Consider the following 26,259-nt stretch of genomic DNA (forward strand, 5'->3'; position numbering starts at 1 on the left):
CGGTCTGTTGCAAAATGTGGAACGAAAAATGTACGACCTTGAAGAGCTGGAAGCCTTTGTCTCGGTAGTGCGCACCGGCAGCCTGACTGCCAGCACCCGGGACCTCGGTTGCCCGAAATCTACCCTCAGCCGCCGGATTCGCCAGCTGGAAGAGGCGGTGGGCCAGCCGTTGTTGTTGCGCCAGTCCAGGAAAGTGGTACCGAACGACGCGGGGCGGGTGTTCTATCGATACAGCAACGACATCCTGGAGCTGGCGGCCCGGGGCAGGGAGGCCCTGGACGAACTGAAAGAGGAAGTCAGCGGCCAGCTGGAGCTGCGCTGCCATGAATCTTTGGTGCGCGGCTGGTTTGCCGGCGTGGTGGAAGCCTTTATGGACGACTACCCGGACCTGCGGGTGGCGCTGCATACCCAGCAGCAGATGCCGGAAAAGCTGGATAACGGAATCTGCCTCTGGCTGGGAGCCGTGCCGCAATGCCCGTTACGACAGGAGAGGTTGGGGCTGCTTGCCCAGAGTGTGTATGCCAGCCCTGGTTACCTGGAACGGTCCGGTTTGCCGGCAACTCCCGGAGAGCTCGGCCGACACGCCTGGGTGGACATGCTGGACCGCCATGGCGGGGGAAATGTACTGCACAATTCAGCGCTGGGCACCTATCCGCTATCCGCTCCGGAACGGCAATTTACGGTTGACCAGTTCTGTGTTCAGGGTGATGCCATTGCCGCCGGCCGGGGCCTGGGCCTGATGCCGGACTGGCTGGTGGAGCAACGCTTGCGCGCCCATCCCGGCAGTTTTCGCCGCTGCCTGCCGGATTGGCGCGGCCCGGATTTGCCAGTAACCCTGCTTTACCCCCACGGCCACCTGCCGCGCCGGGTCCGGGCCTTTATTGCCCATTTGAGAAGCTCGGTACCCATAGCCTGGCTGGCAGGCTCCTGCGTAGCGGAGGACGTTGTTCCGGATATTGGAACAGATCATATCAACACCTGAACCCTTGCCTTGTGTTAATGTTGTCGCGACTAATAATGATTCGCATCTGCATGGCGAATCAAAAGTCAACGTTGCACAACACAAGGAGTTTTCATGCGTCGTCCTATTCTGGCCTCCGCCATCGCATTAGCCAGTACCGGAACGGTTGTTGCCCAGCCGGCCCCGGTTGAGTTGGGTGAAATTGTTGTTACAGCATCGGGGTTTGAGCAGAACATTTCCGATGCACCGGCGAGTATTTCAGTGATCTCCAATGATGAACTGGCCAAGAAATCCTACAAAAGCATTGTCGACGCGGTGAATAACATCCCGGGTGTGTACGTCACCGGTGGTGGCGGGGCACAGGACATCAGCATCCGGGGCATGGACGACAGCTACACGCTGTACCTGGTGGACGGTCGGCCAGTGTCTGCCGGTCGCTCGGTAAACACCAATGGCCAGGATGGTGGCAAGCAGATTGCCCTGCCGCCAATTTCAATGATCGAGCGGGTGGAAGTGATCCGCGGGCCCATGTCTTCACTCTATGGCTCTGAGGCCATGGGCGGTGTCATCAACATCATCACCCGTAAAAACCGGGGTGAGTGGGCTGGCACTATATCCTCCGAATACACCCAGTCTTTCAACGATGTGAGCAACGACAGCAAGCAAACCAGCCTGTTTGCCGGTGGTGCGTTGGTCGAAGGTTTGCTGAGTGCCGAGGTTAATGCCTCCTGGTCGGGTGACGATGAAAGCGATTTCGCCGGCGCCGACGATTCCGCCAGAAGTACCCCGGAAAGCAAGCGTACGATGGGCGGAGCCAAGCTGATTTTCACTCCGGATAACCAAAACGAATTTGCCCTGAGCTATGACAGCTCCCGCCTGGAAGAAACCAGCACTCCGGGCAAAAGCGTGGCCCTGGATGAAACCGGGTCAACCTACATCTACGACAAAGACGTTTACGTGCTCTCCCACGCCGGTAACTACGGTAACTGGATGACCAGGAGCTTTGTTCAGCACGATCTTTCCGAACGGGTGCAGGACCAGACCAAGAAAGAGCAGGTGTCGATGCTGGATACCCAGGCAACACGGTTCTGGGGTGATCACGTGGTTACCGTGGGTGGCCAGTACAAGCAGGAGAAGCTGACGGATGAAACCAACGGTTTGCTCACCTCCAATATCCCGGGTGCCGTGCGCAGTGTTGACCGCTGGATTGCCGCTGTTTACTCGGAAGTGGAGTGGGGCCTGACCGACGACTTCTCGGTGACCACCGGCCTTCGTTACAACGACGACGAACTGTTCGGCGGCGAGTTCTCACCCCGGGTCTATGCGCTTTACGACCTGACGCCTGAGCTGACCCTGAAAGGCGGCGTGTCGACCGGCTATCGCCAGCCCGGGCTGGCGGATGTCACGGAAGGGTTTGGCCGTGGCACCGGTGGTGGTGGCTCGCCTGCACCTCATCCCCGAGCGCTGATCATCGGCAACCCGGATCTCGACCCCGAGTCCAGTATCAGCTATGAGGCCGGTATGGTCTTCGACAGCCGGGCCATGGGCCTGAATGCGAGCATGATGCTGTTCCAGACCGATTTCAAAGACAAGATTGCGGAAGATCGCTTCTGCGAATCCCCGAACGGTGACGGGGATGATCCGGGCACCTGGACCTGTAGTTTTCAGGGTAATGACTATCTGTTCCTGAGTACTCGGGCCAACATCGACGAAGCCGAAATGCGCGGTATCGAGCTGACGCTCGACTACGACCTGACCGATTCGGTAACCCTCAGTTCCAGCTACACCTACACCGATTCCGAGCAGAAAACCGGTGAGTTCAAGGGTGAGCCCCTGAACAAGGTTCCCGAACACATGGCCAACGCTAACCTGGACTGGCAGGCCAGCGGCCGCCTGAACCTGTGGTTCCAGACTAACTATCGTGGCGAAACCAGCGACTTCCTTGGCCGCAGAGATATGGAGAGCGGAACGCCGGGTTACACGCTGATGGATGTGGGCTTGTTGTACAGGCTGACGGATACCGCCCGGGTAACAGCGGGCCTGTACAACCTCGCCGATAAAGAAATTACCAACGATGACTATGGCGTGGTGCTGGATGGCCGCCGCCTGAACCTTGGCCTTGCGGTCGACTTCTAAGGAGAATTGCATGAACTCACTGAAACTCACCCTGGCCGGAGCCCTGGCAGGCCTTACACTCGCGGGCTGTGCAACCACCGCTTCGGTTACCGGCCCGACGGTGGTCAGCTACGACCACGGTGCCCTGGACACGCTGCTGGAGCTGGGGCTGGAAGATAAGGTCCTGGCCATTCCTCAGCAGGGGCTGCCGGACTACCTGGCTGATCTTGGGGCCAAACTGCCAGACGCCGGCAGCCTGAAAGAACCTGACCAGAAGCTGCTGGCAGACCTGCAACCGGGGCTGGTACTGATGACCGGTCGTCAGGGCGCTGAAGCACAGGTTTCGGCAGCAAAGGTTGCCCCTGTGCGCGATGTAACCCTGGCCACAGGCGACTTCCGGGAGGCGGTAAACGCCAATGTAATCAACCTGGCGAGTTACTATGGCCTTAAAGAAACCGCAGGCCTCAAGCTGGGCGAGCTCTGGCAGCATGTGGGTGAACAGAAAGCGGAGCTGGCTGATGCCGGCACAGTTACCGTGGTTACCCACAACGATGGCAACTTTTCTTTGCGCAGCGAGCCCGCTGTTTATGAGCTGCTGGCGCTGACGCCGGCAATCGTTCCGGACTCTGTAGCGCCGGTTACGCGCGGCGAGCGCACCTTCTATCCGGTGAACGTCGAGACCCTGGCAGAGATGGCTCCGGATACCCTGCTGGTAGTGGATCGCAGCGCCGCGATCGGTGCTGAGCCGCTGCCGCAACAGGCACTGCAATCAGCCTTGAATGATGCCGGCGCCTCCACCCACGTTGTAGTGCTCAATCCCGGCCTTTGGTACCTCTCCGGCGGTGGCTTGCAGAGCGTACGCCTGCAGGTGGATGAGGTGGTCAGCGCCCTGCGCTGATGGGTTCGTAAAGGCAAAAAAGGGCCTGTCGGAGTGTTCCGGCAGGCCCTTTTGCGTGCTCTAAAACCGGATTATTGTGCCGGCTGCCAACTGACAGTCAGTTGCTCACCGTCTTTCATCGCGGCGGCAAACCGTTCCAGATGTGAGCCAATCACCTGCTGCACCTTGCTGAGGTCTTCTGCCGTTGTTGCGACCGCTTTCAGTGTGAGCACGGAATCCCTGGCCTCGAGAAAGCAGGTGCCCATATCAAACTCGACTTTACCCTCGGTTTCAGTCCACTCGACTTGGCGCTTGTGGCTGAAATGGCGGCACAGACGCGCCAGATAACGGGGTGCATTCGCGGACTCGATACGGGCTGTACTGGTGATCATCGTTTCTCGCTCCTGAAGAGTGTAGTGGCCTGCGGATCGCGGGATAGAAGGATGATTATCCATGATTCTTTCTGTATATGAAACTCATTCTCATCAATGGTCTGTCACCGATGGCGCATCAGGCCCGTTTGAAGCTGGCCAGAGCCACCGCCGCAGTGACAAACAGGCCGCCGAATACGCGGTTCATCTGCCGCTGGCGTTTCGGTGTAGTCATAAACCGGAACAGCTGGCTTGCGAGCAGGGCGTAGCCCACCATCACCAGAATATCGACCAGGATGAGGGTTGCCCCCATGGTGGCCAACTGCTGCCCATGGGCCGCGCCGGCCACCAGGAATTGCGGGAACAGGGCGATCAGGAAAATCGTGGCTTTCGGGTTGGTTAGGTTCACCAGTGCGCCATTCCAGAACTGCTGGCGGGGGCTGAAGCCGGACAGGTCTGCGCGGGTGGCTTCCACCGGTTGCTCCCGCCATTTCTGGATACCCAGCCAGATCAGATAGACCACGCCAATCCACTTGATGACCATCAGGGCCGTGTTGGACGAAGCCACAATGGCGCCCAGGCCTGCGCCTACCAGCACAATCTGCACGCCATATCCGAACTGCTGGCCGGCAATGGTGGGTAAGGACTTACGTACACCATAACGCAGGCCGCTACTCATGGAGTTGACCGCGCCGGCACCGGGAGAAACACTGATCAGAAGGGCTGCGACCAGAAATGTGAGCCACACAGTGAGTGTCATTGCTTACGCTCGCGAAATTCAGGGGAGTGATATAATACGCGCCGTTAGAACCGAGCCAAACGAGGAGATACCGAGATGGCCAGAAAAAAGGCGAAAGCCACACAGCACAGTGCCGTGCAGCGCGAACTGAGAACGCCAAAATACCAGATGCGGGTAGTTGAAGACAAAACCAGGTACAAGCGCAGCCGGGACAAAAGTGTGCGGATGGAGGGCTTCCGCAAAGCCGCGTGAGCGTGGTTTTACGAAAGCCTTCCTTTCTGCCTGCCGGCTCCCGCGATAACTGTCATAAAAGCTTCATAGTTGCTGTCTTGGTGCCTGTTACCCTGTAATGTTTGGTAACAACGGATACAGCAGGAGCTCCCGTCCATGAGAATCATCGCCTTCTACAGCCCCAAGGGTGGCGTAGGCAAAACCGCCGCCGCAGTGAATACCGCTTATCTCGCCAGCCGCGCCAACATCAGCACACTGCTTTGGGATCTTGACCCGCAAGGGGCTGCCAGTTTTTACCTGGCGGGTGCGGAGGTCGTCAAAGGCCGTAAGCTGTCCAAGCTGTTAGAAGGCAAATCCCCCATTGCCCGCTTTATCCACGAAGACGTCTACCCCAATCTCGACTTTATCCCCGCCCACAGCAGCTTTCGCAACTTCGATATCAAGCTTGAGCACGAGGAAGGGCACAACGTTCTGAAAGATCTGCTGGCTCCGCTTTCCGAAGACACCAGCCTGGTGGTTCTGGACTGCCCGCCCACACTCTCGCGCCTGACCGAACAGGTGCTGGAAATGGCCGACAAGGTGTATGTGCCAATGGTGCCTACCTGGTTGTCCCTCAACAGCTGGAACCAGTTACGGGAGTTTGTGAAAGACAAAAAGCTGGGTAACAAGAAACTCCGGCCGTTTTTCTCCATGGTCGACCGTCGCAAGAACCTGCACCGGGAGATACTGGGTCAGTCTGCGGAGTTGCTTGGCGCGCCGGTCAATGTGGCTGTTCCCTACGCAAGTGTTGTCGAGCGAATGGGAGAAGAGGGCAAGCCGCTGGAAGTACTGGCGCCCTTAAGCCCGGCAGCCCATGCTTTTCGAACATTATGGCAGGATATAAAAGTTGACCTGGGATTTCCCAACCCCAGGTAACCGGACGTAAGCAAGCGAGGTTATTGACTGTGCAGCTGCCTGGCGTTTGATTGTAAAAGTCAGTCAAATAATCATGTTTTTTGCCTTGGGTCAGATTTGTACTCGTTCAGTCACTCCGTTAGTGATCTCTATCGGCGCCCGACCAGTAACATCATCGTGAGACTCGAATACCCCCAAGCTGCAGCTGGACAGCATTTTCCGGTGAGGTTGTTTTAGTGTTGGCTGAACGTTTTAGCATTGTTCCCTGGAACTCCAGTTTCGATATCGGTATTGAGGTGATCGACGAGCAACACCATCAGTTGGTTGCGTTACTGAACGATCTTGCCTCCCAATATGTCCATGGTGTGGACCTCGCCCGCGCTCATCGTGTGGTGGAGGGCCTGATTGACTATGCCGCCTATCACTTTGAGACGGAGGAGGCGATCTGGGCGGAAGCTCTGGTTGATGACCCCTGGTTTAAGGCCCATTGTCGGGGCCATTCCGGCTTTGTAGAGAAAGTCCGGCACTTTCAGCAGGGGCTGGATGAGCACAACCTTGAGAGCGTGCTCCACGAAATGCTTTCCTTCCTGACCGGCTGGCTGGCGCATCATATTTTGTATGAAGACAAACGCTTGTCAGTAGTGGTGCTTGCCGCCCGGGAAGGCAAGGATTCCGAAGCGGGCAAGCAGGCAGCCCAGAAAGCCCTGACCGGGCAGGCGTCCAGCCTGATTCAGAGCGTGCTTTCCATGTACAAGCAGCTTTCCAGCCGCACCTTGTCGCTGGAGCGGGAATCGATTGCCCGTGAAAAAGCCGAACGTGAGTTGAGAAAGCAGCAAAACCGCTGGGAAGCGGTTCTGGGCGCCAATAATGACATTTTCTGGGAATGGGACTTGTCTGAACTGGACCTGTCTGAGCCCGACAGCTGGCTGCCTTCCATCGAAGTGCTGATCGGCAACCGCCTGACTATTCTGGCTGAAGACTGGCCGGCACTTCGAACCGACCTGGCCGCCCATATTAATAACGAGACCGAAAATTTCAGCCATCAGCACCGCCTGGTCGATGAGGGTGGGAGTGTTCACTGGGTTATAGCCCGGGGGAAAATCACTGAAACGGATGCAGCGGGCCGGCCCCTGAAAATGGTGGGCACGCAGACCGATATTACCGAGAGAAAGCTGGCAGAACTCCGGTTGCAGCGTGAGCGCGACACCCGCTCGATCATCAGTGAGTTTGCCGCCGATTTCATGGCGTCTTCACTGGGGGACTTTGATACTGCCATTGAACGCTCCCTCAAGCATGCCGGTGAATACATGCATGCTGACAGAATCTACGTGTTTCTGATTCAGGAAAACGGCGAATACATGAGCAACACGCACGAATGGTGCGCGCCAGGGATCAGTCCGGAAATTGCCAATCTTCAGAATATTCCCGTGGACTCCACGCCCTGGTGGTGGGAGCAGTTGCAGAGTGTGGGCCATGTTCTGGTTCCGTCTGTCAGAGAGATGCCTCCCGCGGCTCAGACAGAAAAGGACATTCTGGAAGCTCAGGGCATCCATTCGGTGTGCGTCTACCCATTGTACCGGGGCAGCGAGCTGGTCGGATTTCTGGGTAATGATGCCGTGATGTCGCCGGGTAAATGGGGCGAAGAGGTCCTTGAGTTTCTCGGCCTGTTCAGTGATCTGCTGAGTATTTCGCTGGAGCATCGTCAGCTGCACATCAATCGTACCGAGGCCCTGGCCCGGCTCGAACGTGCCGAACAACAGGCGCATATTGGTCGTTGGAGTTTTGATATCAAGTCAGGCCGTGCTACCTGGTCAACGGAGGTGTACCGTATTTTTGAGCAGACTCCCGAGCAGTTTACTCCGGATTATGAGGCTTACCTGAGGCTGGTTCATCCAGACGACCAGAAGGCGCTGATTGATGCGTATTCTGAGGCCAAAGTTAGTCTTGGTGACCTACAGGTTGAGCACAGACTGCTGCTACCGGATGCTAGGATCAAGCATGTCCAGCTTCTGGCTCAGATTGAACCCGACCCCGACGGTTGTGCTGGGCGCCTGGAGGGTACCGTTCAGGACATCACTGAACGGGCTCGCCATCAGGAAGAATTGAGGCGCCTGGCGTTTGAAGATCCCCTGACAGGCTTACCCAATCGCCGGGCAGCAGACTCTGCCCTCGAAGAGGCCATGGCGCTCAGCAAGGAACGCGGAAAGGGCCTTGCGCTGGCCATGATCGACCTGGACAACTTCCGGGAAGAAAACGAGGCGTACGGTCCGGAGGTGGGGGATCGCCTGCTTCAGGTAATGGGCCAGCGACTCAGCGCCTTTTTTCCGGAGCCTGGCGCGGTATCACGGATTGGCGGGGATGAGTTTGTTGTTCTTATGGATGGGCCCGGGAGCAAAGACGACTATATTTCAAGGGTTCGTCAGTTGCTTCAGGTGGTCAATGAGACGGTGGTTATTGATGATGCTTGCATCCGGTTGTCTGCCAGTATTGGTATTGCGGAGTTTGCGCCATCTTCGGATGTGCTTCCGGACCAACTGTTCCGCCAGGCCCAGCAGGCTCTGTTTCAGGCCAAGCTGGATGGCAAGAATCGTTTCCACAGTTATGACCTGAGCTGGGAGCAAAGTGCGCAGGAACTCAGGGAGCAGCTGCACGAAATTCGGCAGGCGCTGCATGCCGGAGAGTTGGTTCTGTATTACCAGCCAAAGGTGAATATGGTCACCGGCACGATCGTGGGTGCAGAAGCGCTGCTGCGTTGGCTCAAACCTTCGGGCGAGCTGGTTCCGCCACTCCGGTTTTTACCAGTGCTGCAGGATCACCCGCTGGAAATTGAGGTGGGCGACTGGGTTATCCGAGAAGCGCTGCGCCAGATGGACCAGTGGCAGTCGGAAGGGCTTCATTTGCAGGTGAGTGTGAATGTCAGTGGCCAGCAATTGTTGGAGGATACGTTCGCCGACAAGCTGCGCTCGGCACTTGAGGATTTCCCCGAAGTTGCGCCTTCCGCCCTGCAGCTGGAAGTGCTGGAAAGCAGTGCCTTGCAGGACATGGGCAAAGTATCCAGAACCATGCAGACGTGCCGTCAACTGGGTGTGAGCTTTGCCCTGGATGATTTCGGCACCGGATTTTCCTCTTTGGTGTATCTGAAACACCTGCCGGCGAGCGTGCTCAAGATAGATCAGGGATTCGTGCGCGGCATGCTCAGAAATACCGACGACCTGCCCATCATCGCGGGCGTGGTCAGTATGGCTCACGCATTTGGCCTACAGGTGATTGCGGAAGGCGTTGAGACAGTGCCGCACGGAGAACTGCTGTTAAAGCTGGGCTGCGAACAGGCTCAAGGCTACGGCATTGCCCGGCCAATGCCTGCTGGCGATCTGCCGGAATGGGTGGCTACCTGGCCGGGTGAGATTGCGTGGAAAGGGATCGTTCCGGTCGATAGCCACAAGGTGATGTTGCTGTCTGCCGAGATTGAGCACCGCAACTGGGTAGCCAGCATGGCCAGCTGGCTGGCAACCGGTGAGGGCGCTCCGCCTGAACTGGATCATCGACTTTGCCGGCTGGGACAGTGGCTGGAACGGGAAACGGGCCATAAGGGTATCTGGTCTTCGGACTTTGCGCAGCTAACCCGACGGCATAGAAATCTTCACAACAGGGCAAGGGAGTTGGTCGTCAGCCACGGGCAGGGTGATTCCGTTCAGGCAGAGCGCTTGCTGGCGGAACTCGAAAGCGAAAGTGAAGAGCTGCTCAAAAGCCTTGGGCGGCTGATTAACTGAAGATCTCGGGCGCCATGGATGGTAAAGTCTCTCAACTTTTTAAGACCTCCGGAGGCCCGATGACCGCCCTGAACACCCTGCAAATCGACACCGGCGATAACCCCGAAACCACCATCATATGGCTGCACGGCCTGGGCGCCAGCGGCCACGATTTCGAGCCGGTGGTTCCGGAGTTCCGGTTCTCCCGCGAGAAGCCAGTCCGCTTTATTTTCCCCCATGCCCCCGAGTTGCCGGTAACCATCAACGGTGGTTACGTGATGCCGGCCTGGTACGACATCCTCGCCATGGACGTAGACCGAAAGGTGGATGCCGAACAACTGCGGGCCTCAGCGGCAATGGTGGCGGAGCTGATCCGGCAGGAGCGGGAGCGTGGCATCGCCAGCGAGAACATCGTCCTTGGCGGCTTCTCCCAGGGCGGTGCCGTGGCCTATGAGTTGGCACTGAGCTACCCTGAGCGGTTGGGTGGCCTGTTCGCCCTCTCCACCTATTTTGCAACCGCCGATTCCATCGAGCTGAGCGAGGCCAATCGCCAGCTTCCCGTCTTTATTGCCCACGGCCGGTTTGATCAGGTTGTCGCGGAACATCTTGGCCAGGCGGCTCAGCAGAAACTGCAGGAGTTGGGGTACGAGCCGGAGTATCACGCCTATGGGATGGAGCACAGCCTTTGCCTGGAAGAGGTTCGGGATCTGGATGTGTTTCTGGCCAAGCGGGTGGCGGGCGCAAAGTGACAGACCAGCCGGTTTCCAGACAATCTCCTTCACTCATCGGCGGCGCCAGCATCATCGCCAGCGTCTGCGTGGGCGCGGGTATGCTTGGCCTGCCAAGTTCCGGCGCCGGTGCATGGACGCTGTGGTCCAGCTTTGCCCTGATTCTCACCATGGTGGTGATGACGCTGTCCGGCTGGATGCTGCTGGAGGCCCTGAAGCATTATGACCTGAGGGCGTCGTTCAATACGGTCACCAAGTCCATGCTGGGGCCACGGGTGAATATCTTCAGTAACCTGATGGTCTATTTTGTCGGCGGCATTCTGCTCTATGCCTACATTACATCGTCCGGGCTGATCATCCAGGGCGTGACTGGAGTCAGCAGCAAGCTTGCATCTGTGGCCTTTGTGGCGGTGTTTTCGCTGGTGGTGTGGCACTCCACCCGGGCGGTGGACCGGCTTTCGGTGGTGCTGGTTACCTTCATGCTGCTGAGCTTTGTGTTGGGCGTATCCGGCCTCGCATCACGGATTGAGTTCAGTGTGCTGTTCGATACCGTCAACCAGCATGGCCAGTACGCACCCTACGCGCTGGCCATGTTGCCGGTGGCTCTCACCTCTTTCGGTTACCACCATTCGGTTGCTTCCCTGCGGGCCTATTATGGAGAAGAGCGGAAGGCGCAGAAGGCTATTCTCGGTGGCACCTCCATTGCCTTGCTGTTTTACATCGCCTGGTTGGTGAGCATCTTCGGCAACCTGCCAAGGGCCGACTTCGGGCCCGTTGTCGCCCGGGGTGGCGATGTCGACGTGCTGCTGGCTGCCCTGGGGTTTGCCATAGACTCCGAGCGGGTGGCCAATACCATCAGCGCCTTCTCTGCGGCGGCGATTCTGTCGTCCTTTGTGGGCGTGGGGCTGGGCACGTTCGATTTCATGGCCGACCTCTTCGGTTTCGAAAACGACCGAAAGGGCCGCACCAAAACCTGGGCAATCACCTTCATCCCGCCGCTGCTGCTCTCTCTGATGGCACCCTTCGGCTTTGTCCTGGCCATCGGCTATGCCGGCGCAGCCGCTGCTGTCTGGGCCTGTATCATCCCGGCACTGCTGGCCTGGAAATCAAGAACACTGCACGGTGGCAAAGCGGGCTTTGTGGCTCCGGGCGGGAAGGCGGCTATTGTGCTGGTTCTGTTGTTCGGAGTGGTGACGGTGCTGTTCCACTTTATGGGGCTGGCGGGGTGGTTGCCGGTGGCGCAGTTGGGGTGAGGGGCGTAGCCTTCAATACTTTTCGCGGTGCCAGGAGCTTTCACTCCGGGTTGTACAGCAACCCACCTGCCTGGCTTCGTAGTGAATTCAGACAAGATAAAGGCGACAGGCGTCGATGCCATCGTTTGTACGGCGGTCAATGATGCATTCGTTATGGATGCCTGGGGTAAGTCGCAGAACGCCGGGGAGATTATCATGGCGGGTGATGGCAACGCTGAGTTCGCTAAGGCGATCGGACTGGAGCTGGATCTGACTGAGCGTGGATTGGGCGTGCGCAGCAAGCGCTACGCGATGATCGTCAACGACGGCAAGGTTGAGCTGCTCAATATCGATACCACGGGTATTGATACTAGCAGTGCGGAAACCATTCTGGCCGCTCTTTGACCTTCAATATCAAACTGCTGGAAGTTGGCTGCCAATAGGTTGGCCTATAGGGCTCGCTGTGCCAGAGCGTCGGCTTGTTGTTCCCTTGTCAAGATCCTCTCGCGCTTGCGGCTTCGTGAGAGGGCCTCTGAACCAAGATGTCCGTTGGTATGCCCAGCCCATGGTTCAGCCTGCGAATCATATTCAGGCTTAGAGGCCGAACGCCATTCAGCACTTCGCTCACTTTGGAAGCCGAACCGAAAAAGGGCACGAGATCCTTGTTCTTAAGCCCTTGTTGCTCCATACGGAAGCGGATAGCTGATACGGGGTCGGGAAGGTCAATGGGGAACTGGCGCTGTTCATACTGTTCGATCAGCATCGCCAGTACTTCCAGCTCGTCGGCTTCCCGGGAGCCCTCTTGTGGATCAGCCTCCATCAGTGCCATAAGGCGCTCCAGAGCCGCCTCGTGCTCATCTGGAGTTTTGATGATTTTCAGATGGTCCATTATGCCGTTCCCTCAGAATGTTTTCTTGCTGTACTCAGCGTGTGTTCCAACCCACTCCACCACGACGATCCCGTTTTGATAGCGCACTTTAACCACCAGCCGAAAATGGTTGCCTTTGATGTTGAAAATGCCCCGGTTGTCCGCGAGAAAATCGGCGCGTGAGAATCGTTCCTTGATGTCTTTTGGCGTTTGCCAATCACCTCTTTCCGCTTCGGCAAACCAGGCTTCAAGGGCCTTGCGTGAGGAAGCGTGTTTGCGCATAAAGTCTGTCAGCTTGTTCCTGGCTAAGACCTTCATGGGATAAGAAAGTTCCTTTTTCGGGAATACTACGTTATTTTCCCGAAATGGGAAAATAACGTCTGATTATAAAAAGCAAAGCGATTGCTCGTAATGCCTTCCCTTGCCACGGTAGATCATTCGCGCAACGCCCCTTCGGCGATAGCTTCTGCCGACTGGCAGCGGGTGTCGCCGGCCTGGCTCAGACGGATGTCTTCCTGACAGCTGTGTGAGCGTTTCGGGTAGAAAGTGCTGCGGGTTGTTGCTTGGTTTTGTAACGAGGTGTCCCATGAGTGCTCCATGGGAGGGCCCAGAAACAACAAAGCCCGCACAAGGCGGGCTAAGTCATTGAATTCTAATGGTGCCCGGAGGCGGAATCGAACCACCGACACGGGGATTTTCAATCCCCTGCTCTACCAACTGAGCTATCCGGGCGTGTTGAGCTATGTGCTGCAACGGGGCGCTATTAAACCGGTTTAGGGTTGGGGAGTCAAGGCCGTCCGGCAAAAATTTTCTGAAACTTTTCCGGGTTGTTCAGGCCTTGATCAGTTCGTTCATTTTTCCGGCGGAACGAACCCTTCGGCCTGGTCGAACGGCTCGTTGTTGAAGAAGCGTTCCATCTGGGCCTGCAGGTATTTCCGGTTGTTCGGGTCCATCATGCTCAGGTGTTTTTCGTTGATCAGCATGGTTTGCTGGTTCTGCCATTCTTCCCAGGCGACTTTCGACACATTGTCGAAGATCTCCTGGCCTTTGGGCCCGGGCATGGGAGGCATAGCCAGGCCTTCCATCTCTTTCTGGTACTTGCGGCAGAATACGGTGCGGCTCATGTCGGCTCCTGTGTTGTTGGACTGGGCGAATGATAACAGATCGCCGGGTGCTCAGAGCAGGGTGGTTTGTTCCGGCTCGGTCAGCAGGGTTCGGGTGGGGGCGGGCAGGCCGAGGGTTAAGGCCTGGTCCCGGTGCACCCAGCGCTGGCTGTCGGCATCGGCCACTTTGGTGCTGCCGGTTACTGGCAGCTTTGCTGGCTGTATGTGCAGGTGATAGTGGCTGAAGGTGTGCCGGAAGCCGCCGATCAGTTGCGGGTCGCTGCAGGCCAGCCCCAGCTTCGTTTCACAGGCTTCCTGCAGTTCCTCTGCGCCGTAGGCGGGGTCCAGTTCCGGCAGGCTCCACAGGCCGCCCCAGATGCCGCTGGGCGGGCGTCGTTCCAGCAGGATGCGGCCTTCGTTATCTTCCAGGATCAGCATCCAGGTGGTCTTTTCCGGTTTCTCTTTTTTCGGCTTGGAGCCCGGGTAGAGTTTGGTTTCGTTTCGGGCATAGGCCTGGCAGTCGTTGTTCACCGGGCAACTTTCACAGGCGGGTTTGCTGCGGGTGCACACCATGGCGCCCAGGTCCATGATGCCCTGGGTGTAGTCACGCACGCGCTCATCCGGCGTGTGTTGCTCGGCATGCTGCCAGAGTTGTTTCAATACCGGGGTTTGTCCCGGCCAGCCGGGTACAGCGTGGTAACGGGCCAGAACGCGTTTTACGTTGCCGTCCAGAATGGCGGCCCGCTTGCCGAAAGCCTGGGCAATAATGGCCGCAGCGGTGGAGCGGCCGATGCCGGTCAGGGTTTCCAGTGTTTCCTGGTCCTGCGGGAACTCGCCGCCATGCTCGTCCACCACCTGCCTGGCAGCCTTGTGCAGGTTACGGGCGCGGGCGTAGTAACCCAGGCCAGACCAGTGGCTGAGCACGTCGTCTACCGGTGCCGCAGCCAGTGCCTGCACATCCGGAAAGCTGGCCATGAAGGCCTCGAAGTAGGGGATAACAGTAGCTACCTGGGTCTGCTGGAGCATGATCTCCGACACCCAGACCCGGTAAGCATTGCGGTCGTGGTGCCACGGCAGGTTGTGCCTGCCGTGGTTGTCGTACCAGTTCAGTAGCCGGTCGGCGAAGCTGTCGGTCATTGGCCAAACAGGCCTTTGAGGGCATCTTTCACTTTGCCGCCTTCTTCACCGAGTTTCTCCTGAAGCTTTTCGTTTACCTTGTCTTCGGCTTTCTGCCTGGCTTCGTCTACTTTCTCTTCCGCCTTGGCCTTGGCCCGGTCGATTTCTTCCTGGGCCTTGGCGCGGGCTGCGTTGGCTGCGATGTCTTTGATGGTGTCGCGGAAACGGGAGCCGTCGAAGGAGCACAGGCCGGCCGGGTCTTCGCTGAAGTTGCCGCGGCACTCCACGGGGATAACCACGTTCTCAACGTACTCGGTTACCCGGCAGGCTTCGTCGCGGTGGATTTCACCAACAATGCGCAGGCCCAGTTCGTAGTCCAGGTTGGTCTGCTCAAGGTCAACCGTGCCGTTGCCTTCAAGGCGCATGCCGGCCAGGGCCGCAACCAGGTCGGTGTTGTTCAGGGTGTTGCCGTCAATCTTGAGGGTGCCACGCATGTCGTTAAACGGAGTGGTGGTGCCCCAGTCTGTGGTGGTCAGGGAGTCCTGGTTCACCAGGGCAATGCCCTGACAGGCCATGCGGGTCAGGTTCATTTTGCGGAACTGCCCTTCGGCCAGGTTGAAGCTGATGTCGCCACTGGCATTGTTGCGCAGGGCAGAGATGCGGTTGCCGCTGGTGTTTACCGCCAGAGTCAGGTTGGCGCCGCCAGAGAGCATATCCACCTCCGCCAGGTCGGTCAGCAGGGGCAGGGTCTGCACGTTGTTTACGTCGGAACGCACGGTGTATTTCGGGTTGTCGCTGCGGGCGTCAATGGTCACGTTGGCGCCGAAGCTGCCGTCGTAAAGCTTGCCGCTGAACTCGTCCACTTTCAGCAGGCCGTCTTTGGCGGTGGTGCTGGCTTTGATTTCGTTGATGGTCAGGTTGCTGACAATCAGTTCGCCCAGGCCGAAGTCGATATCCAGCAGCAGGGTGCGCAGGGTTTCCAGTGGCAGCAGGTCATTTTCCGGTTGGCTGGCTGCGGCGGTTTGCTGTGCAGGGCTATCAGATTCAGCGGCTGTCTCACTGGCAGCGGCTTCACCTTCTTCCGGCGTGGGTGGCAGGTAGCGGTCGGCATTGAGTTTGTCGCCGTTCAGGTCAAACACCAGTCCGCCAGTGCCGAGGTTGTAGCTGCCGCCACCGTTGAAGGTGGTGTCGTCCAGGGTGATTTTCAGGTTGCTCAGGGCAACGGTGCCCGGCTCGCCGCCCAGATTGGTGGACAGCGCGATTGCCTTCAGTACGTCCGGATCTTCGGTTTCAATCGCGGGCTGGCCGAGGTTGCTCAGTAGCTGTTTCAGGGAAAACTCGGAAATGGACAGCTTGCCATCAAGGGCAGGCTTATCGCCGAAGCCTTTCACGTTCAGGTCTGTGCTCAGGCTCAGGTTGGCCAGGCTGGCGGTAAAGCCGCTCAGGGTGGCGGTTTCGTTCTCCAGGTTCGCGGCCAGTGAGCCACCAAGCTCGGCAGTGACCGATTTTCCCCCGAACGGTTCGCCGTTCATGTCAAAAACGGCTTTCAGGCCGGACATGGCAAATTCGTTGAGGGCCTGGTTGGCTTTCAGTTGTGCGCTGATGCTGCCGTCTACTGCGAACTTCGGCTGGCTGGTTTCCACCTTGAAGCGGATATCCAGCGGGAACTCGGAACCCAGGGTGATGTTGCTGGCGGTCACCGTGAAGTCTTCCAGGGTTACGGCCTGGCCGGTGCTCTTGTCGTTGTAGTGAACACTGGCATTGCTGATTTCCACGTTCTCTACGTTGAAGTTCAGGGCTTCGCCGCCGGTTTCTTCTGCGGTGTCAGCGGTTTCTGTCGGGGCCGGTTCGGCGCTGGCACCGTCAGTTGCAGGCGCTTCCGAGCCATCTGCGCTCTTCTCCGGCATAATCCGCGCCCAGTTGCCTTCGCCTTGCTCGTTCACTTCCAGCCGCGCGTCCAGACCGTTCAGCAGGAAGGTGTTCACCTGCGGCGACATGGCAATCAACGACCAGAAATCGATCCTGGCAATCAGCTGTTCCAATGCCACGAAGCGTTCGCCTTCCAGTGTTGCCTCAACCTGGTTCAGCTCCAGCCCCAGCGGAATGAAAGACCAGCCGATGTCACCCTCAAGCTGTAACTGAAGGTTGGTGTTCTTTTCCACTGCGGCTTCAATCTGGGGCTTGTAATCGTTCGGGTTGATCACGGCGACGGCAATGGCGACTGCTGCAACCGCCAGGACAATAAGGGCGATAACAGCATAGAGCACATAGCGAACAGCTTTCATGGCGAGTTCCTTTTCTTTCCGGCAGGGTGGATTGCTGCCGTATTACGAATGAATTACCCAAAGGATAACGCAGGGTTAGCAAATTAACAGTGCAGGAATATGACAATGCGTTAGTCTTGGGTCAAAATACACCCCGTTAAAAACCGGGGTTGTCCCGGTATGCGCAAACAAGCATACGCAAATAAGCATAAAAAGGAGTCGGCTGTGGCCATTACTGTATCGATTGAGCTGAACCGGGAACTCGAGATTCCGGCAGGCTATGATGACGTCTTCGATCTTCTGGCAGACGTTCCCCGTTCTGTCAGCCACTTCCCGAAAGTCGACAAGCTGGTTGATCTTGGTGGCAACGCCTACCGCTGGGAAATGGAAAAGGTGGGTGTTGATAAGCACGCCATCCAGACCGTATACGCCTGTACCTATCACCCGAATAAAGAGGCCGGCAAAATCACCTGGGATCCGGTAAAAGGCGAGGGCAATGCCGAAGTCAGCGGCTCCTGGACCATCACCGCCAATGGCGACAACGCCACCAAGGTGCGCTTCCAGACCAGTGCCCAGCTGACCGTCCCCCTGCCCAGCCTGCTCAAGCTGGCGATAAGCCCGGTGATCAAACACGAGTTCAACAGCCTGGTAGACACCTACATGGCTAACCTGAAGAAAGCGTTCTGAGCTATCAGGGCGATTAATCCGGTTGCGGGACTCCGGCTGTGTTAACGGGTATAATCTGCGAATCTGATTTTTACAGTAGCAAGCCTGTTTTCTAGACGGAGTCTCCATGGCTGAACGCAAGGCTCGGGTAGAGCGAAATACCCTTGAAACCCAGATTACCGTCGAGATCAATCTCGATGGCACCGGCAAAGCCTGCTTTGACACCGGTGTGCCCTTCCTTGACCACATGATGGACCAGATTGCCCGCCACGGCCTGGTAGACCTGGACATCACCTGTAAGGGCGACCTGCACATCGACGACCACCACACCGTGGAAGACATCGGCATCACCCTCGGCCAGGCCTTCAAGCAAGCCGTGGGCGACAAAAAAGGCATCCGCCGCTACGGCCACGCCTACGTGCCCCTGGATGAAGCCCTGTCCCGCGTGGTGATCGACCTTTCCGGCCGCCCAGGTTTGCTCATGGACGTACCCTACACCCGCGCCAGCGTGGGCGGGTTTGATGTGGACCTGTTCGCAGAGTTCTTCCAGGGCTTCGTGAACCACTCCATGGTGACCCTGCACATCGACAACCTGAAGGGCAAGAACACCCACCACCAGATTGAAACCGTGTTCAAAGCCTTCGGCCGCGCACTGCGTATGGCGATTGAAATGGACGAGCGCATGGCGGGCATCACCCCGTCCACCAAAGGCGCCCTGTAACCGGTCACCGAAAGGAACAGACACACCATGAAGACCGTCGCCATCATCGACTACGGCATGGGTAACCTGCACTCCGCCCGCAAAGCCGTAGAGCACGTGGCCCCGGACTGCACCGTACTGGTCACAGACGATGCCGCCAAAATCCGCGAAGCCGACCGGGTAATCCTGCCCGGCGTCGGCGCCATCCGCGACTGCATGGCCGAAATGCACCGATTGGGTGTGGTTGAACTTGTTAAAGAAGTCTCCCAGGACCGCCCGTTCCTCGGCATCTGCGTCGGCATGCAGGCCTTGATGGCCCGCAGCGAAGAAAACGGCGGCGTGGAAGGCATCGGCCTGTTCCCGTCCGAAGTCCGCTACTTCGGCGACAACCTCACCGAAAACGGCGAACGCCTGAAAGTGCCCCACATGGGCTGGAACCAGGTCTACCAAACCGCAGGCCACCCGCTCTGGCACAACATCCCGGACGGCGACCGTTTCTACTTCGTTCACAGCTACTACGCCGAAGCCGAAGGCAATGCCGATATGGCCGGCCGCACCCGGTACGGTGTCGACCTGGCGGCCGCGGTGGCGAGAGACAACATCTTTGCAGTGCAGTTCCACCCGGAGAAAAGCGCCCGGGCGGGCCTGCAGTTGCTGGAAAACTTTACGAACTGGACTGGAAAGTAAGCAGGCAAGCACATAGTAGCGCTCTGGGGCAGGGAGGCCTTTCAGGGACTGTCTGCAGCAGGGATGCTGCAGTCAAGCGTACAGGGATGTATTAACAGCGTGTCCCTGAAAGGCCTCCCTGCTCCAGAGTGCGAGCGCCAAACTCCTTGCCCGACTTTCTGAATAGGAAGAACAAAATGCTGATTATCCCCGCAATCGATCTGAAAGACGGCAAATGCGTAAGACTGCGCCAGGGCCGCATGGAAGACTCCACCGTATTCGGTGACGACCCGGTCGACATGGCCACCAAATGGGTAGATGCCGGCGCCCGCCGCCTGCACCTGGTCGACCTCAATGGCGCCTTCGCCGGCGAACCGGTAAATGGTGAAATCGTAAAGGCGATTGCAGTCAAATACCCGAATCTGCCCATCCAGATCGGCGGCGGCATCCGCTCCGCGGAAACCATCGAAGCCTACCTCAAGGCCGGCGTGCAGTGGGTCATCATCGGCACCAAAGCCGTTAAAGAGCCGGAATTCGTCACGCAAATGTGCCAAGAATTCCCCGGCCACATCATCGTCGGCCTGGACGCCAAAGACGGCCGCGTAGCCACCGACGGCTGGGCCGAAGTCTCTGAAGTCATGGCCGTAGACCTGGCCAAGCGCTTCGCCAACGACGGCGTATCCTCCATCGTTTACACCGACATCGCCCGCGACGGCATGATGCAGGGCGTGAACGTGGAAGCCACCGCCAAACTGGCAGAAGAGGGCGGTATCCCCGTAATTGCCTCCGGCGGCGTCACCAACATGGACGACCTCAAGCGCCTGGCCACCGTCGCCGACAAAGGCGTCATCGGTGCCATCACCGGCCGTGCCATCTACGAAGGCACCCTGGATGTAGCCGAAGCGCAAGCCTACTGCGACAGCCTGCAAAACTGAGGACAGATCATGGCACTGGCAAAACGCATCATCCCCTGCCTGGACGTCGACAAAGGCCGTGTGGTCAAGGGCGTCAACTTCGTGGACATCCGCGATGCCGGCGATCCTGTTGAAGTGGCCCGTCGCTACAACGAGCAGGGCGCAGACGAAATCACCTTCCTGGACATCACTGCCAGCAGTGAAAGCCGCGACACCACCTACGAAACCGTCGAGCGTATGGCCGCGGAAGTGTTTATCCCGCTGACCGTGGGCGGTGGTGTGCGCACCGTAGATGACATCCGCAAGCTGCTGAATGCCGGCGCCGATAAGGTGTCGATCAACACCGCGGCGGTCTTCAACCCGGAATTCGTGAAAGAAGCAGCGGAACGATTCGGTCGCCAGTGCATTGTGGTAGCCATCGATGCCAAGCAGGTAAGCGCAGAAGGCGAAGAGCCCCGCTGGGAAATCTTCACCCATGGCGGCCGCAAGCCTACGGGGCTGGATGCCGTGGAGTGGGCGAAGAAGATGGTGGACATGGGCGCCGGCGAACTGCTGCTAACCAGCATGGACCGCGACGGCACCAAGATCGGCTTCGACCTGGGCCTGACTCGAGCCATCAGCGATGCTGTGGCTGTACCGGTAATTGCTTCAGGTGGTGTGGGCGAGCTGCAGCACCTGGCAGATGGCGTAACCAAAGGCGGCGCCGATGCGGTACTTGCCGCGTCGATCTTCCACTTTGGCCAACATACCATTCCCGAGGCCAAGGCCTTTATGAAGGCCCAGGGTATAGAAGTTCGGGACTGAAAAGGCTGTTTTGCCACGGAATCCACGGAAGGACACGGAAAAAAGAAAAGATTTAACGATTTTTTTTGCCACGAAATCCACGAAAAAACACGAACAAAGATTAACGACTGAATAACTAGAATTTCTTTGTCTTTAATTTCGTGTTCTTTCGTGGATTTCGTGGCAAAAACTAGTCCTTATCACTCCGGGCTACAGAAAGTACCACAGGCTGCTTCTCCCCTTCCGCAAACATCTCCCGGTTACCGTTACGCACGGCCCAGACGCCGCTGATGGTGGCGATGGCGATGCCTTGTTCATCCAGTTCCGGTAAGTGCTTTTCCAGGTAATCCACGGTCACCTTGTGCGGATGGCCGATGCCGATAGCGGTGCCCTTTTCCTTAGCGGTTTTGATCAGTTCCTTGAATTGCTGATCCACAAACTCCTCAGTCTGTTCGTGGTCCAGGAACACATCCCGGGTCAGGCTCGGGATTTTGTAGGCATCGGCCACGCCGCCGGCGATGGAGTTGGCGATGGTGCGGCTGTCTACGAAGTACACCGGGTATTTGTTGAGTTCTTTCATCACCCAATCCATGGGTTGAAGCTGCTGGGTCAGCAGGCTGCCCATGTGGTTATTCACGCCCACTACGTGGGGGATGGACTGCAGGGAGCGCCGGAGGGTGGTGGCCATGGTGCCTTCGTCCATGTCCGGGGTCAGGCCGCCGGGGCCGAGGCCGAAGTTGCGGGTGTTGGCCATGGGCGCGTGCAGCATGATTTCTTTCTGTTTCTTGTGGGCCAGCTTGGCCAGCGGCACGGTGTGGCGCCGGAAAGGCAGGAACGCCAGCGTCAGCGGTTGTTCCATCCGGGCCAGGCGTTCACCTTCATGAAGGTTGTGGCCCATGTCATCAATGATGATGGCGATGGTGGGCGGCTGGTGCTCTGCCGGCTGGGCGGCCACAAAAGGGCTCAGCGCCAGTAGCATTACCCCGAGCAGGGTCGTTCTGAGTTTCACTGATCTTTGCCTTGTTGGCCGCTGTCGTCCTTGCGGTTAAGAATGCGCATGCCTTTGAGCAGGTTCAGTGCTGAACGCAGCTGGTAGTCACGGTTGGCAGCAGACTGTTCGGTTTCTGCCTGCTGCTCACGCTGTTCCTTGGCTTTCTCTTCGTTCTCGCCGGCCAGGTGGCCGGTCAGGTCTGCTTCTGTGAAGAATGGGCGGCTGTCCAGCTCGGTCAGCTCAGCCGGGCGCACCTCAATATCGGGCTTGATGCCGGTGGCCTGAATGGAGCGGCCGTCCGGGGTGAAATAGCGGGCGGTGGTCATCTTGATGGCATGGGTTTCATCCAGCGGGATGACTGTTTGCACGCTGCCCTTGCCGAAGGACTGGGTGCCCATGATCACCGCACGTTCGTGATCCTGCAGGGCGCCGGCCAGGATTTCGGAAGCCGAGGCGGAGCCGCCGTTGATCAGCACCACAATCGGGGTGTCGGCCATCACATCGCCCGGCTTTGCACTGAAGCGCAGCCTTGAACTCTGGATACGCCCCTCGGTGTAGACAATCAGGCCTTCATCAATCAGCGCATCGGCGGTTTCCACGGCAGCCTGCAGCACGCCGCCGGGGTTGTTGCGAAGGTCGATCACCAGACCGTCCAGGTCGCTGCCATGCTCGTCTTCCAGATCGTTCAGGGCTTTGAGGAACTGTTTGCCGGTTTCCGCCTGGAACTGGGTAATGCGCACATAGCCGTAACCGTTTTCAATCATCCGGGATTTGATGCTGGTTACCTTGATGATATCGCGGGTTACATCAATCTCGATCGGTGCGGTTTCGCCTTCACGCATGATGGTCAGTGTGAGTACCGATCCGGGTTTGCCGCGCATCAGGTTGACGGCTTCTTCCAGCGACATGCCCTTCACCGGTTTCTCATCCAGCTTGATAATCAGGTCGCCGGCCTGCACGCCCGCCTTCTGGGCCGGGGTGTCGTCGATGGGGGAAATGACTTTCACAAAGCCGTTTTCCATGCCCACTTCAATGCCCAGGCCACCAAACTCGCCGGAGGTGCTTTCTTCCAGCTCTTCGTAGTCTTTCGGGGCCAGGTAGGTGGAGTGCGGATCGAGGTCTGACAGCATGCCCTTGATGGCGCTTTCCAGCAGCTCGCTGTCGGAAACTTCTTCTACGTAGGCGTCTTTGATGCGGGCGAACACTTCAGTGAACTTGCGCAGGTCTTCCAGCGGCAGTTGTTCTTCCGGGTCCGGCAGTTTCAGTTCTACCCGCTCGCCGTCCTGGATACCTTCGATGATGTCCCGGCTTTGGGCATCCTGGGCCACGACGAGTCCGGGCAGCGTAAACAAACAGGTCGCAAGGGTAAGGCTGCGAAGTTGTGAGATCTGGAGTTTGCCGGTGACTCGTTTCATCCACATATCCTGTTTTGTTTCCAATAGTTGGACTAAGTTCCTGATTTCGACAGTATGGCGTTCGCAGCGCCGTTTGTCAGCCCTTTGCGTCGGGGGACAAAACTCAGGGCTTGCCCAGCCAGCGGCGGGGGTTGACCGGCTTTCCGTTCTGGCGAACTTCGAAGTAGACCGCCGGGTCTTCGGTGCCTCCGGTGCGGCCGGAAAGGGCAATGGTTTCACCGGCCCGAACCCAGTCGCCGGGTGCGGTGAACAGGCTGCTGCTGTGGCCGTACAGGGTCATGTAGCCATCGCCGTGATCGATAATGGTCATCAGCCCGAAACCCCGCAACCAGTTGGCGAAGACGACGCGGCCATAGTGTACGGCGGTGACTTCCGCGTTTTCTGCCGTGTTCATGATCAGGCCGCTGCGGCGCAATTTGCCGTCAGCATAGGCGGCGCCGTAGTTGGTGACCACGCGGCCCTTGGCGGGCCAGGGCAGTTTGTCCCGCAGTGACTTGAACGGGCGGGATTCGTTGGGAGAGGGGATGTTGGCGATGGCCTGCTGTACTTCTTCCAGCAGCTGCTCAAGGCGTTTGCGGTCAGTTTCCAGGTCGTCCCGCTCGCTGCGCCGGCTGCGGATGTCCTGCTTCAAGGCTGCCAGGGTTTGTTCCCGCTCGGCTTTGCTTTGCGTCAGTTGCTGCTGGCGTTGTTCCAGGTCTGCTTCGGTCTTTGCCAGTTCCACTCGCGATGCCTGCACCGCGGCCCGGGCCTGTTTCAGCTCCTGGAGGCTCTTCTGGAAGGCTTGAAGGCGCTCGACGGTGTCGTTGCTGAGATATTCGTAGTAGGTGAGGGTTCGGGCAATCTGGCCCGGTTCTATTTCGTTCAGCAGGATTTTCAGGGCCGGGGCGTCGCCTTCCATCCAGGCGGCGCGAATCTGCGTTTTCAGGCCTTCCCGTTGTGAGTCAAGGGTGTCGGCCAACTGGCGTTCCTGCGTTCGCAGTTCATCCAGGCGCTGTTGTTGCTGATCGGCTTTCTCGCGCAGTTCCCGGCGCTCCCGGGTCAGCTGGCTGATTCTTTGCTCGGTACGGGCCAGTTGCTGCTCCAGGCTGGAGCGGTCTTTTTCGGCATCTTTCAGCCATTCGTCAATGCTGGCAATGCGCTTTTTCAGCGCCTCCACCTGTTCGGGGGTTACGTCATCCCGGGCATGCAGTGGCGTGGCTCCCAGAACGAGAGCCAACGCCAGTGCGAGGACATACTTCAAGGTATCTGCCTTAAGCCGGATCAGTTGATCTCGGCCAGGCTGTGCCCGGACATTTCCTGAGGTTGCTGCAGCCCCATCAGTGTCAGCAGGGTGGGGGCGATATCGCACAGGCTGCCGTCGTCTTTGAGGTTGACGTTGCGATGGCCGGTATAAACCAGCGGCACCGGGCCAATGGTGTGGGAGGTGTGAACCTGGCCGGATTTCGGATCAGTCATCTGCTCGCAGTTGCCGTGGTCGGCGGTGATCAGGGCTTCGCCGCCCACTTCGTCCAGCGCTTCCACAACCCGCTGTACGCACTGGTCCAGACACTCGGCGGCCTTGACGGCTGCATCCATCTTGCCGGTATGGCCAACCATGTCGCCGTTGGCGTAGTTGCACACGATCAGGTCGTACTTGCCGCTCTTGATGGCTTCTACCAGCTTGTCGGTTACTTCCGGCGCGCTCATTTCCGGCTGCAGGTCGTAGGTGGCCACTTTGGGGGAAGGCACCAGGATGCGGTCTTCGCCTTCAAACGGGGTTTCCAGTCCGCCATTGAAGAAGAAAGTCACGTGGGCGTACTTCTCGGTTTCTGCAATGCGTAGCTGGGTCTTGCCTTGGCTGGCCATGTATTCGCCAAGGCCATTGGCCAGTTGTTCGGGCGGATAGGCGCAGGAGGTTTTGATGTCCGCGGCGTATTCGGTGAGCATCACGAAATCGGCCAGCTCCGGGTGCTTGCGGCGCTCGAAGCCGTCGAACTCCGGCTCCACGAAGGTGCGGGTCATTTCCCGGGCGCGGTCGGCACGGAAGTTCATGAACAGCACGGAATCGCCATCGTTGATGGTGCCCTCTGGCTGGCCTTCGGCGCGGATGTGGGTGGCTTTTACAAACTCGTCGTTCTCGCCCCGCTCGTAGGCCTGGTCCAGTGCGGTTACCGGGTCGTCACAGGTAAACTCGGCTTCGCCCAGGGTCATGGCGTTATAAGCGGCTTCTACGCGGTCCCAGCGGTTGTCTCGGTCCATGGCGAAGTAGCGGCCAACGATGGTAGCTACCCGGCCTACACCCAGGCTCTTCATCCTGGCGGCGGCTTTTTCCAGGGACGGGCGGGCGCTGCGCGGGGGCATGTCGCGGCCGTCCAGGAAGGCGTGGATATAGACTTCTTTGGCGCCACGGGCTGCGGCCAGTTCCGCTGCTGCCAGCATATGGTCTTCGTGGCTGTGAACGCCGCCCGGAGACAGCAGACCCATGATGTGCACGGCCTTGTTATTCGCCACGGCTTTGTCGATGGCGTTACACAGGGCTTCGTTCTTCTGGAACAGGCCGTCTTCCAGGTCTTTGTCGATACGGGTCAGGCTCTGGTACACCACCCGGCCGGCGCCGAGGTTCATGTGGCCTACTTCCGAGTTACCCATCTGGCCCTGCGGCAGGCCAACAAACATGCCTGAAGTGTTGATGAGGGTCTTCGGCTGGTTCTGCCAGAGCTTGTCCCAGAAGGGTGTGCGGGCGTTGGAGATGGCGTTGTCTGCAGCCGGGTCACGGTGGCCCCAGCCGTCGAGAATAATCAGTGCAGTGGGCTTGCGCGTGTCGGTCATCATGTCGTCCGGTTGGTTGCGAAAACAGATTGCAAGGGAATCGTGGTAAAAGTGGGGCAGATTGTAAC

Annotated in this window: 26 protein-coding genes and 1 tRNA gene; 14 read left to right on the forward strand and 13 right to left on the reverse strand. The window is 58.4% G+C overall.

Annotated elements, in window-relative coordinates; genetic code table 11:
* The first annotated feature begins 28 nt into the window (after positions 1-28).
* From B9Q17_RS00315 to B9Q17_RS00325, 3 genes are all read left to right on the forward strand, one after another.
* A complete protein-coding gene (locus B9Q17_RS00315; protein WP_094623653.1) occupies positions 29-982 on the forward strand; it encodes a LysR family transcriptional regulator in 954 nt (317 codons plus the stop codon).
* A gap of 93 nt (positions 983-1,075) precedes the next feature.
* Complete coding sequence (locus tag B9Q17_RS00320; protein ID WP_094623654.1) at positions 1,076-3,097, forward strand: TonB-dependent receptor domain-containing protein; 2,022 nt, start codon at positions 1,076-1,078, stop codon at positions 3,095-3,097.
* A gap of 10 nt (positions 3,098-3,107) precedes the next feature.
* Positions 3,108-3,974 carry an ABC transporter substrate-binding protein gene (locus B9Q17_RS00325; RefSeq protein ID WP_094623655.1) on the forward strand — a complete coding sequence of 289 codons (867 nt, stop codon included), beginning with the start codon at positions 3,108-3,110 and terminating at the stop codon, positions 3,972-3,974.
* A gap of 71 nt (positions 3,975-4,045) precedes the next feature.
* On the opposite strand, the gene B9Q17_RS00330 is transcribed toward B9Q17_RS00325, so the two are convergent.
* Positions 4,046-4,345: a DUF2218 domain-containing protein gene (locus B9Q17_RS00330; protein WP_058341757.1), complete on the reverse strand. Its 300-nt coding sequence runs from the start codon at positions 4,343-4,345 to the stop codon at positions 4,046-4,048.
* 118 nt (positions 4,346-4,463) lie between these two features.
* Positions 4,464-5,084 carry a homoserine/homoserine lactone efflux protein gene (rhtB, locus tag B9Q17_RS00335; protein WP_094623656.1) on the reverse strand — a complete coding sequence of 207 codons (621 nt, stop codon included), beginning with the start codon at positions 5,082-5,084 and terminating at the stop codon, positions 4,464-4,466.
* Between the two features lie 75 nt (positions 5,085-5,159).
* Here rhtB and B9Q17_RS18160 point away from each other — a divergent pair, with 75 nt between their 5' ends.
* From B9Q17_RS18160 to B9Q17_RS00360, 6 genes are all read left to right on the forward strand, one after another.
* On the forward strand, positions 5,160-5,315 hold the full coding sequence (locus tag B9Q17_RS18160) for a hypothetical protein (protein WP_022988135.1): 156 nt from the start codon (positions 5,160-5,162) through the stop codon (positions 5,313-5,315).
* A 135-nt stretch (positions 5,316-5,450) separates the two neighbouring features.
* Positions 5,451-6,209, forward strand: coding sequence for a ParA family protein (locus B9Q17_RS00340; protein WP_094623657.1), 759 nt, complete (start codon positions 5,451-5,453; stop codon positions 6,207-6,209).
* 218 nt (positions 6,210-6,427) lie between these two features.
* The gene (locus B9Q17_RS00345) at positions 6,428-9,958 is read left to right on the forward strand and encodes a bacteriohemerythrin (RefSeq protein ID WP_154707599.1); all 3,531 of its coding nucleotides are present in this window, start codon (positions 6,428-6,430) and stop codon (positions 9,956-9,958) included.
* 59 nt (positions 9,959-10,017) lie between these two features.
* Positions 10,018-10,686, forward strand: coding sequence for an alpha/beta hydrolase (locus B9Q17_RS00350; RefSeq protein ID WP_094623659.1), 669 nt, complete (start codon positions 10,018-10,020; stop codon positions 10,684-10,686).
* Positions 10,683-11,918: an aromatic amino acid transporter gene (locus tag B9Q17_RS00355; RefSeq protein WP_094623660.1), complete on the forward strand. Its 1,236-nt coding sequence runs from the start codon at positions 10,683-10,685 to the stop codon at positions 11,916-11,918. The genes B9Q17_RS00350 and B9Q17_RS00355 overlap by 4 nt, the downstream gene beginning before the upstream one ends.
* 15 nt (positions 11,919-11,933) lie before the next feature.
* Positions 11,934-12,302: a peroxiredoxin gene (locus tag B9Q17_RS00360; protein WP_094623661.1), complete on the forward strand. Its 369-nt coding sequence runs from the start codon at positions 11,934-11,936 to the stop codon at positions 12,300-12,302.
* An 88-nt stretch (positions 12,303-12,390) separates the two neighbouring features.
* Here B9Q17_RS00360 and B9Q17_RS00365 read toward each other — a convergent pair whose 3' ends face one another.
* The 7 genes from B9Q17_RS00365 to B9Q17_RS00390 form a co-directional block, all read right to left on the reverse strand.
* On the reverse strand, positions 12,391-12,786 hold the full coding sequence (locus B9Q17_RS00365; protein WP_022988140.1) for a helix-turn-helix domain-containing protein: 396 nt from the start codon (positions 12,784-12,786) through the stop codon (positions 12,391-12,393).
* A 12-nt stretch (positions 12,787-12,798) separates the two neighbouring features.
* On the reverse strand, positions 12,799-13,083 hold the full coding sequence (locus B9Q17_RS00370) for a type II toxin-antitoxin system HigB family toxin (protein WP_094623662.1): 285 nt from the start codon (positions 13,081-13,083) through the stop codon (positions 12,799-12,801).
* A 116-nt stretch (positions 13,084-13,199) separates the two neighbouring features.
* Complete coding sequence (locus B9Q17_RS17955; RefSeq protein ID WP_154707600.1) at positions 13,200-13,364, reverse strand: hypothetical protein; 165 nt, start codon at positions 13,362-13,364, stop codon at positions 13,200-13,202.
* A 57-nt stretch (positions 13,365-13,421) separates the two neighbouring features.
* A tRNA-Phe gene (locus B9Q17_RS00375) sits at positions 13,422-13,497 on the reverse strand.
* A gap of 119 nt (positions 13,498-13,616) precedes the next feature.
* Complete coding sequence (locus B9Q17_RS00380; RefSeq protein WP_022989269.1) at positions 13,617-13,889, reverse strand: oxidative damage protection protein; 273 nt, start codon at positions 13,887-13,889, stop codon at positions 13,617-13,619.
* A 51-nt stretch (positions 13,890-13,940) separates the two neighbouring features.
* Positions 13,941-15,005 carry an A/G-specific adenine glycosylase gene (gene mutY / locus B9Q17_RS00385; RefSeq protein ID WP_094623663.1) on the reverse strand — a complete coding sequence of 355 codons (1,065 nt, stop codon included), beginning with the start codon at positions 15,003-15,005 and terminating at the stop codon, positions 13,941-13,943.
* Positions 15,002-17,269, reverse strand: coding sequence for an AsmA family protein (locus tag B9Q17_RS00390; protein ID WP_094623664.1), 2,268 nt, complete (start codon positions 17,267-17,269; stop codon positions 15,002-15,004). The genes mutY and B9Q17_RS00390 overlap by 4 nt, the downstream gene beginning before the upstream one ends.
* Before the next feature lie 204 nt (positions 17,270-17,473).
* On the opposite strand from B9Q17_RS00390, the gene B9Q17_RS00395 reads away from it, so the two are divergent.
* The 5 genes from B9Q17_RS00395 (at position 17,474) to hisF (ending at position 20,998) form a co-directional block, all read left to right on the forward strand.
* A complete protein-coding gene (locus B9Q17_RS00395; RefSeq protein WP_094623665.1) occupies positions 17,474-17,935 on the forward strand; it encodes an SRPBCC family protein in 462 nt (153 codons plus the stop codon).
* A gap of 106 nt (positions 17,936-18,041) precedes the next feature.
* Positions 18,042-18,635, forward strand: a complete 594-nt coding sequence (hisB, locus tag B9Q17_RS00400) for an imidazoleglycerol-phosphate dehydratase HisB (protein ID WP_058341748.1) — start codon at positions 18,042-18,044, stop codon at positions 18,633-18,635.
* A gap of 27 nt (positions 18,636-18,662) precedes the next feature.
* Positions 18,663-19,301 carry an imidazole glycerol phosphate synthase subunit HisH gene (hisH, locus tag B9Q17_RS00405; protein WP_094623666.1) on the forward strand — a complete coding sequence of 213 codons (639 nt, stop codon included), beginning with the start codon at positions 18,663-18,665 and terminating at the stop codon, positions 19,299-19,301.
* Between the two features lie 176 nt (positions 19,302-19,477).
* Positions 19,478-20,215 carry a 1-(5-phosphoribosyl)-5-[(5-phosphoribosylamino)methylideneamino]imidazole-4-carboxamide isomerase gene (gene hisA, locus B9Q17_RS00410; RefSeq protein WP_022989275.1) on the forward strand — a complete coding sequence of 246 codons (738 nt, stop codon included), beginning with the start codon at positions 19,478-19,480 and terminating at the stop codon, positions 20,213-20,215.
* 9 nt (positions 20,216-20,224) lie between these two features.
* The gene (gene hisF, locus B9Q17_RS00415) at positions 20,225-20,998 is read left to right on the forward strand and encodes an imidazole glycerol phosphate synthase subunit HisF (protein ID WP_022989276.1); all 774 of its coding nucleotides are present in this window, start codon (positions 20,225-20,227) and stop codon (positions 20,996-20,998) included.
* A gap of 169 nt (positions 20,999-21,167) precedes the next feature.
* Here the strand turns inward: hisF and B9Q17_RS00420 are convergent, their stop codons facing one another.
* From B9Q17_RS00420 to gpmM, 4 genes are all read right to left on the reverse strand, one after another.
* Positions 21,168-21,956: a divergent polysaccharide deacetylase family protein gene (locus tag B9Q17_RS00420; RefSeq protein WP_022989277.1), complete on the reverse strand. Its 789-nt coding sequence runs from the start codon at positions 21,954-21,956 to the stop codon at positions 21,168-21,170.
* A 26-nt stretch (positions 21,957-21,982) separates the two neighbouring features.
* Complete coding sequence (locus B9Q17_RS00425; protein WP_094623668.1) at positions 21,983-23,383, reverse strand: carboxyl-terminal processing protease CtpA; 1,401 nt, start codon at positions 23,381-23,383, stop codon at positions 21,983-21,985.
* Between the two features lie 103 nt (positions 23,384-23,486).
* Positions 23,487-24,587, reverse strand: a complete 1,101-nt coding sequence (locus tag B9Q17_RS00430; RefSeq protein ID WP_094623951.1) for a murein hydrolase activator EnvC family protein — start codon at positions 24,585-24,587, stop codon at positions 23,487-23,489.
* A 56-nt stretch (positions 24,588-24,643) separates the two neighbouring features.
* Complete coding sequence (gpmM, locus tag B9Q17_RS00435) at positions 24,644-26,191, reverse strand: 2,3-bisphosphoglycerate-independent phosphoglycerate mutase (RefSeq protein WP_094623952.1); 1,548 nt, start codon at positions 26,189-26,191, stop codon at positions 24,644-24,646.
* Positions 26,192-26,259: the final 68 nt, after the last annotated feature.

The organism is Marinobacter vinifirmus (assembly GCF_002258215.1).
In the GTDB taxonomy this organism is placed as follows: Bacteria; Pseudomonadota; Gammaproteobacteria; order Pseudomonadales; family Oleiphilaceae; genus Marinobacter; species Marinobacter vinifirmus.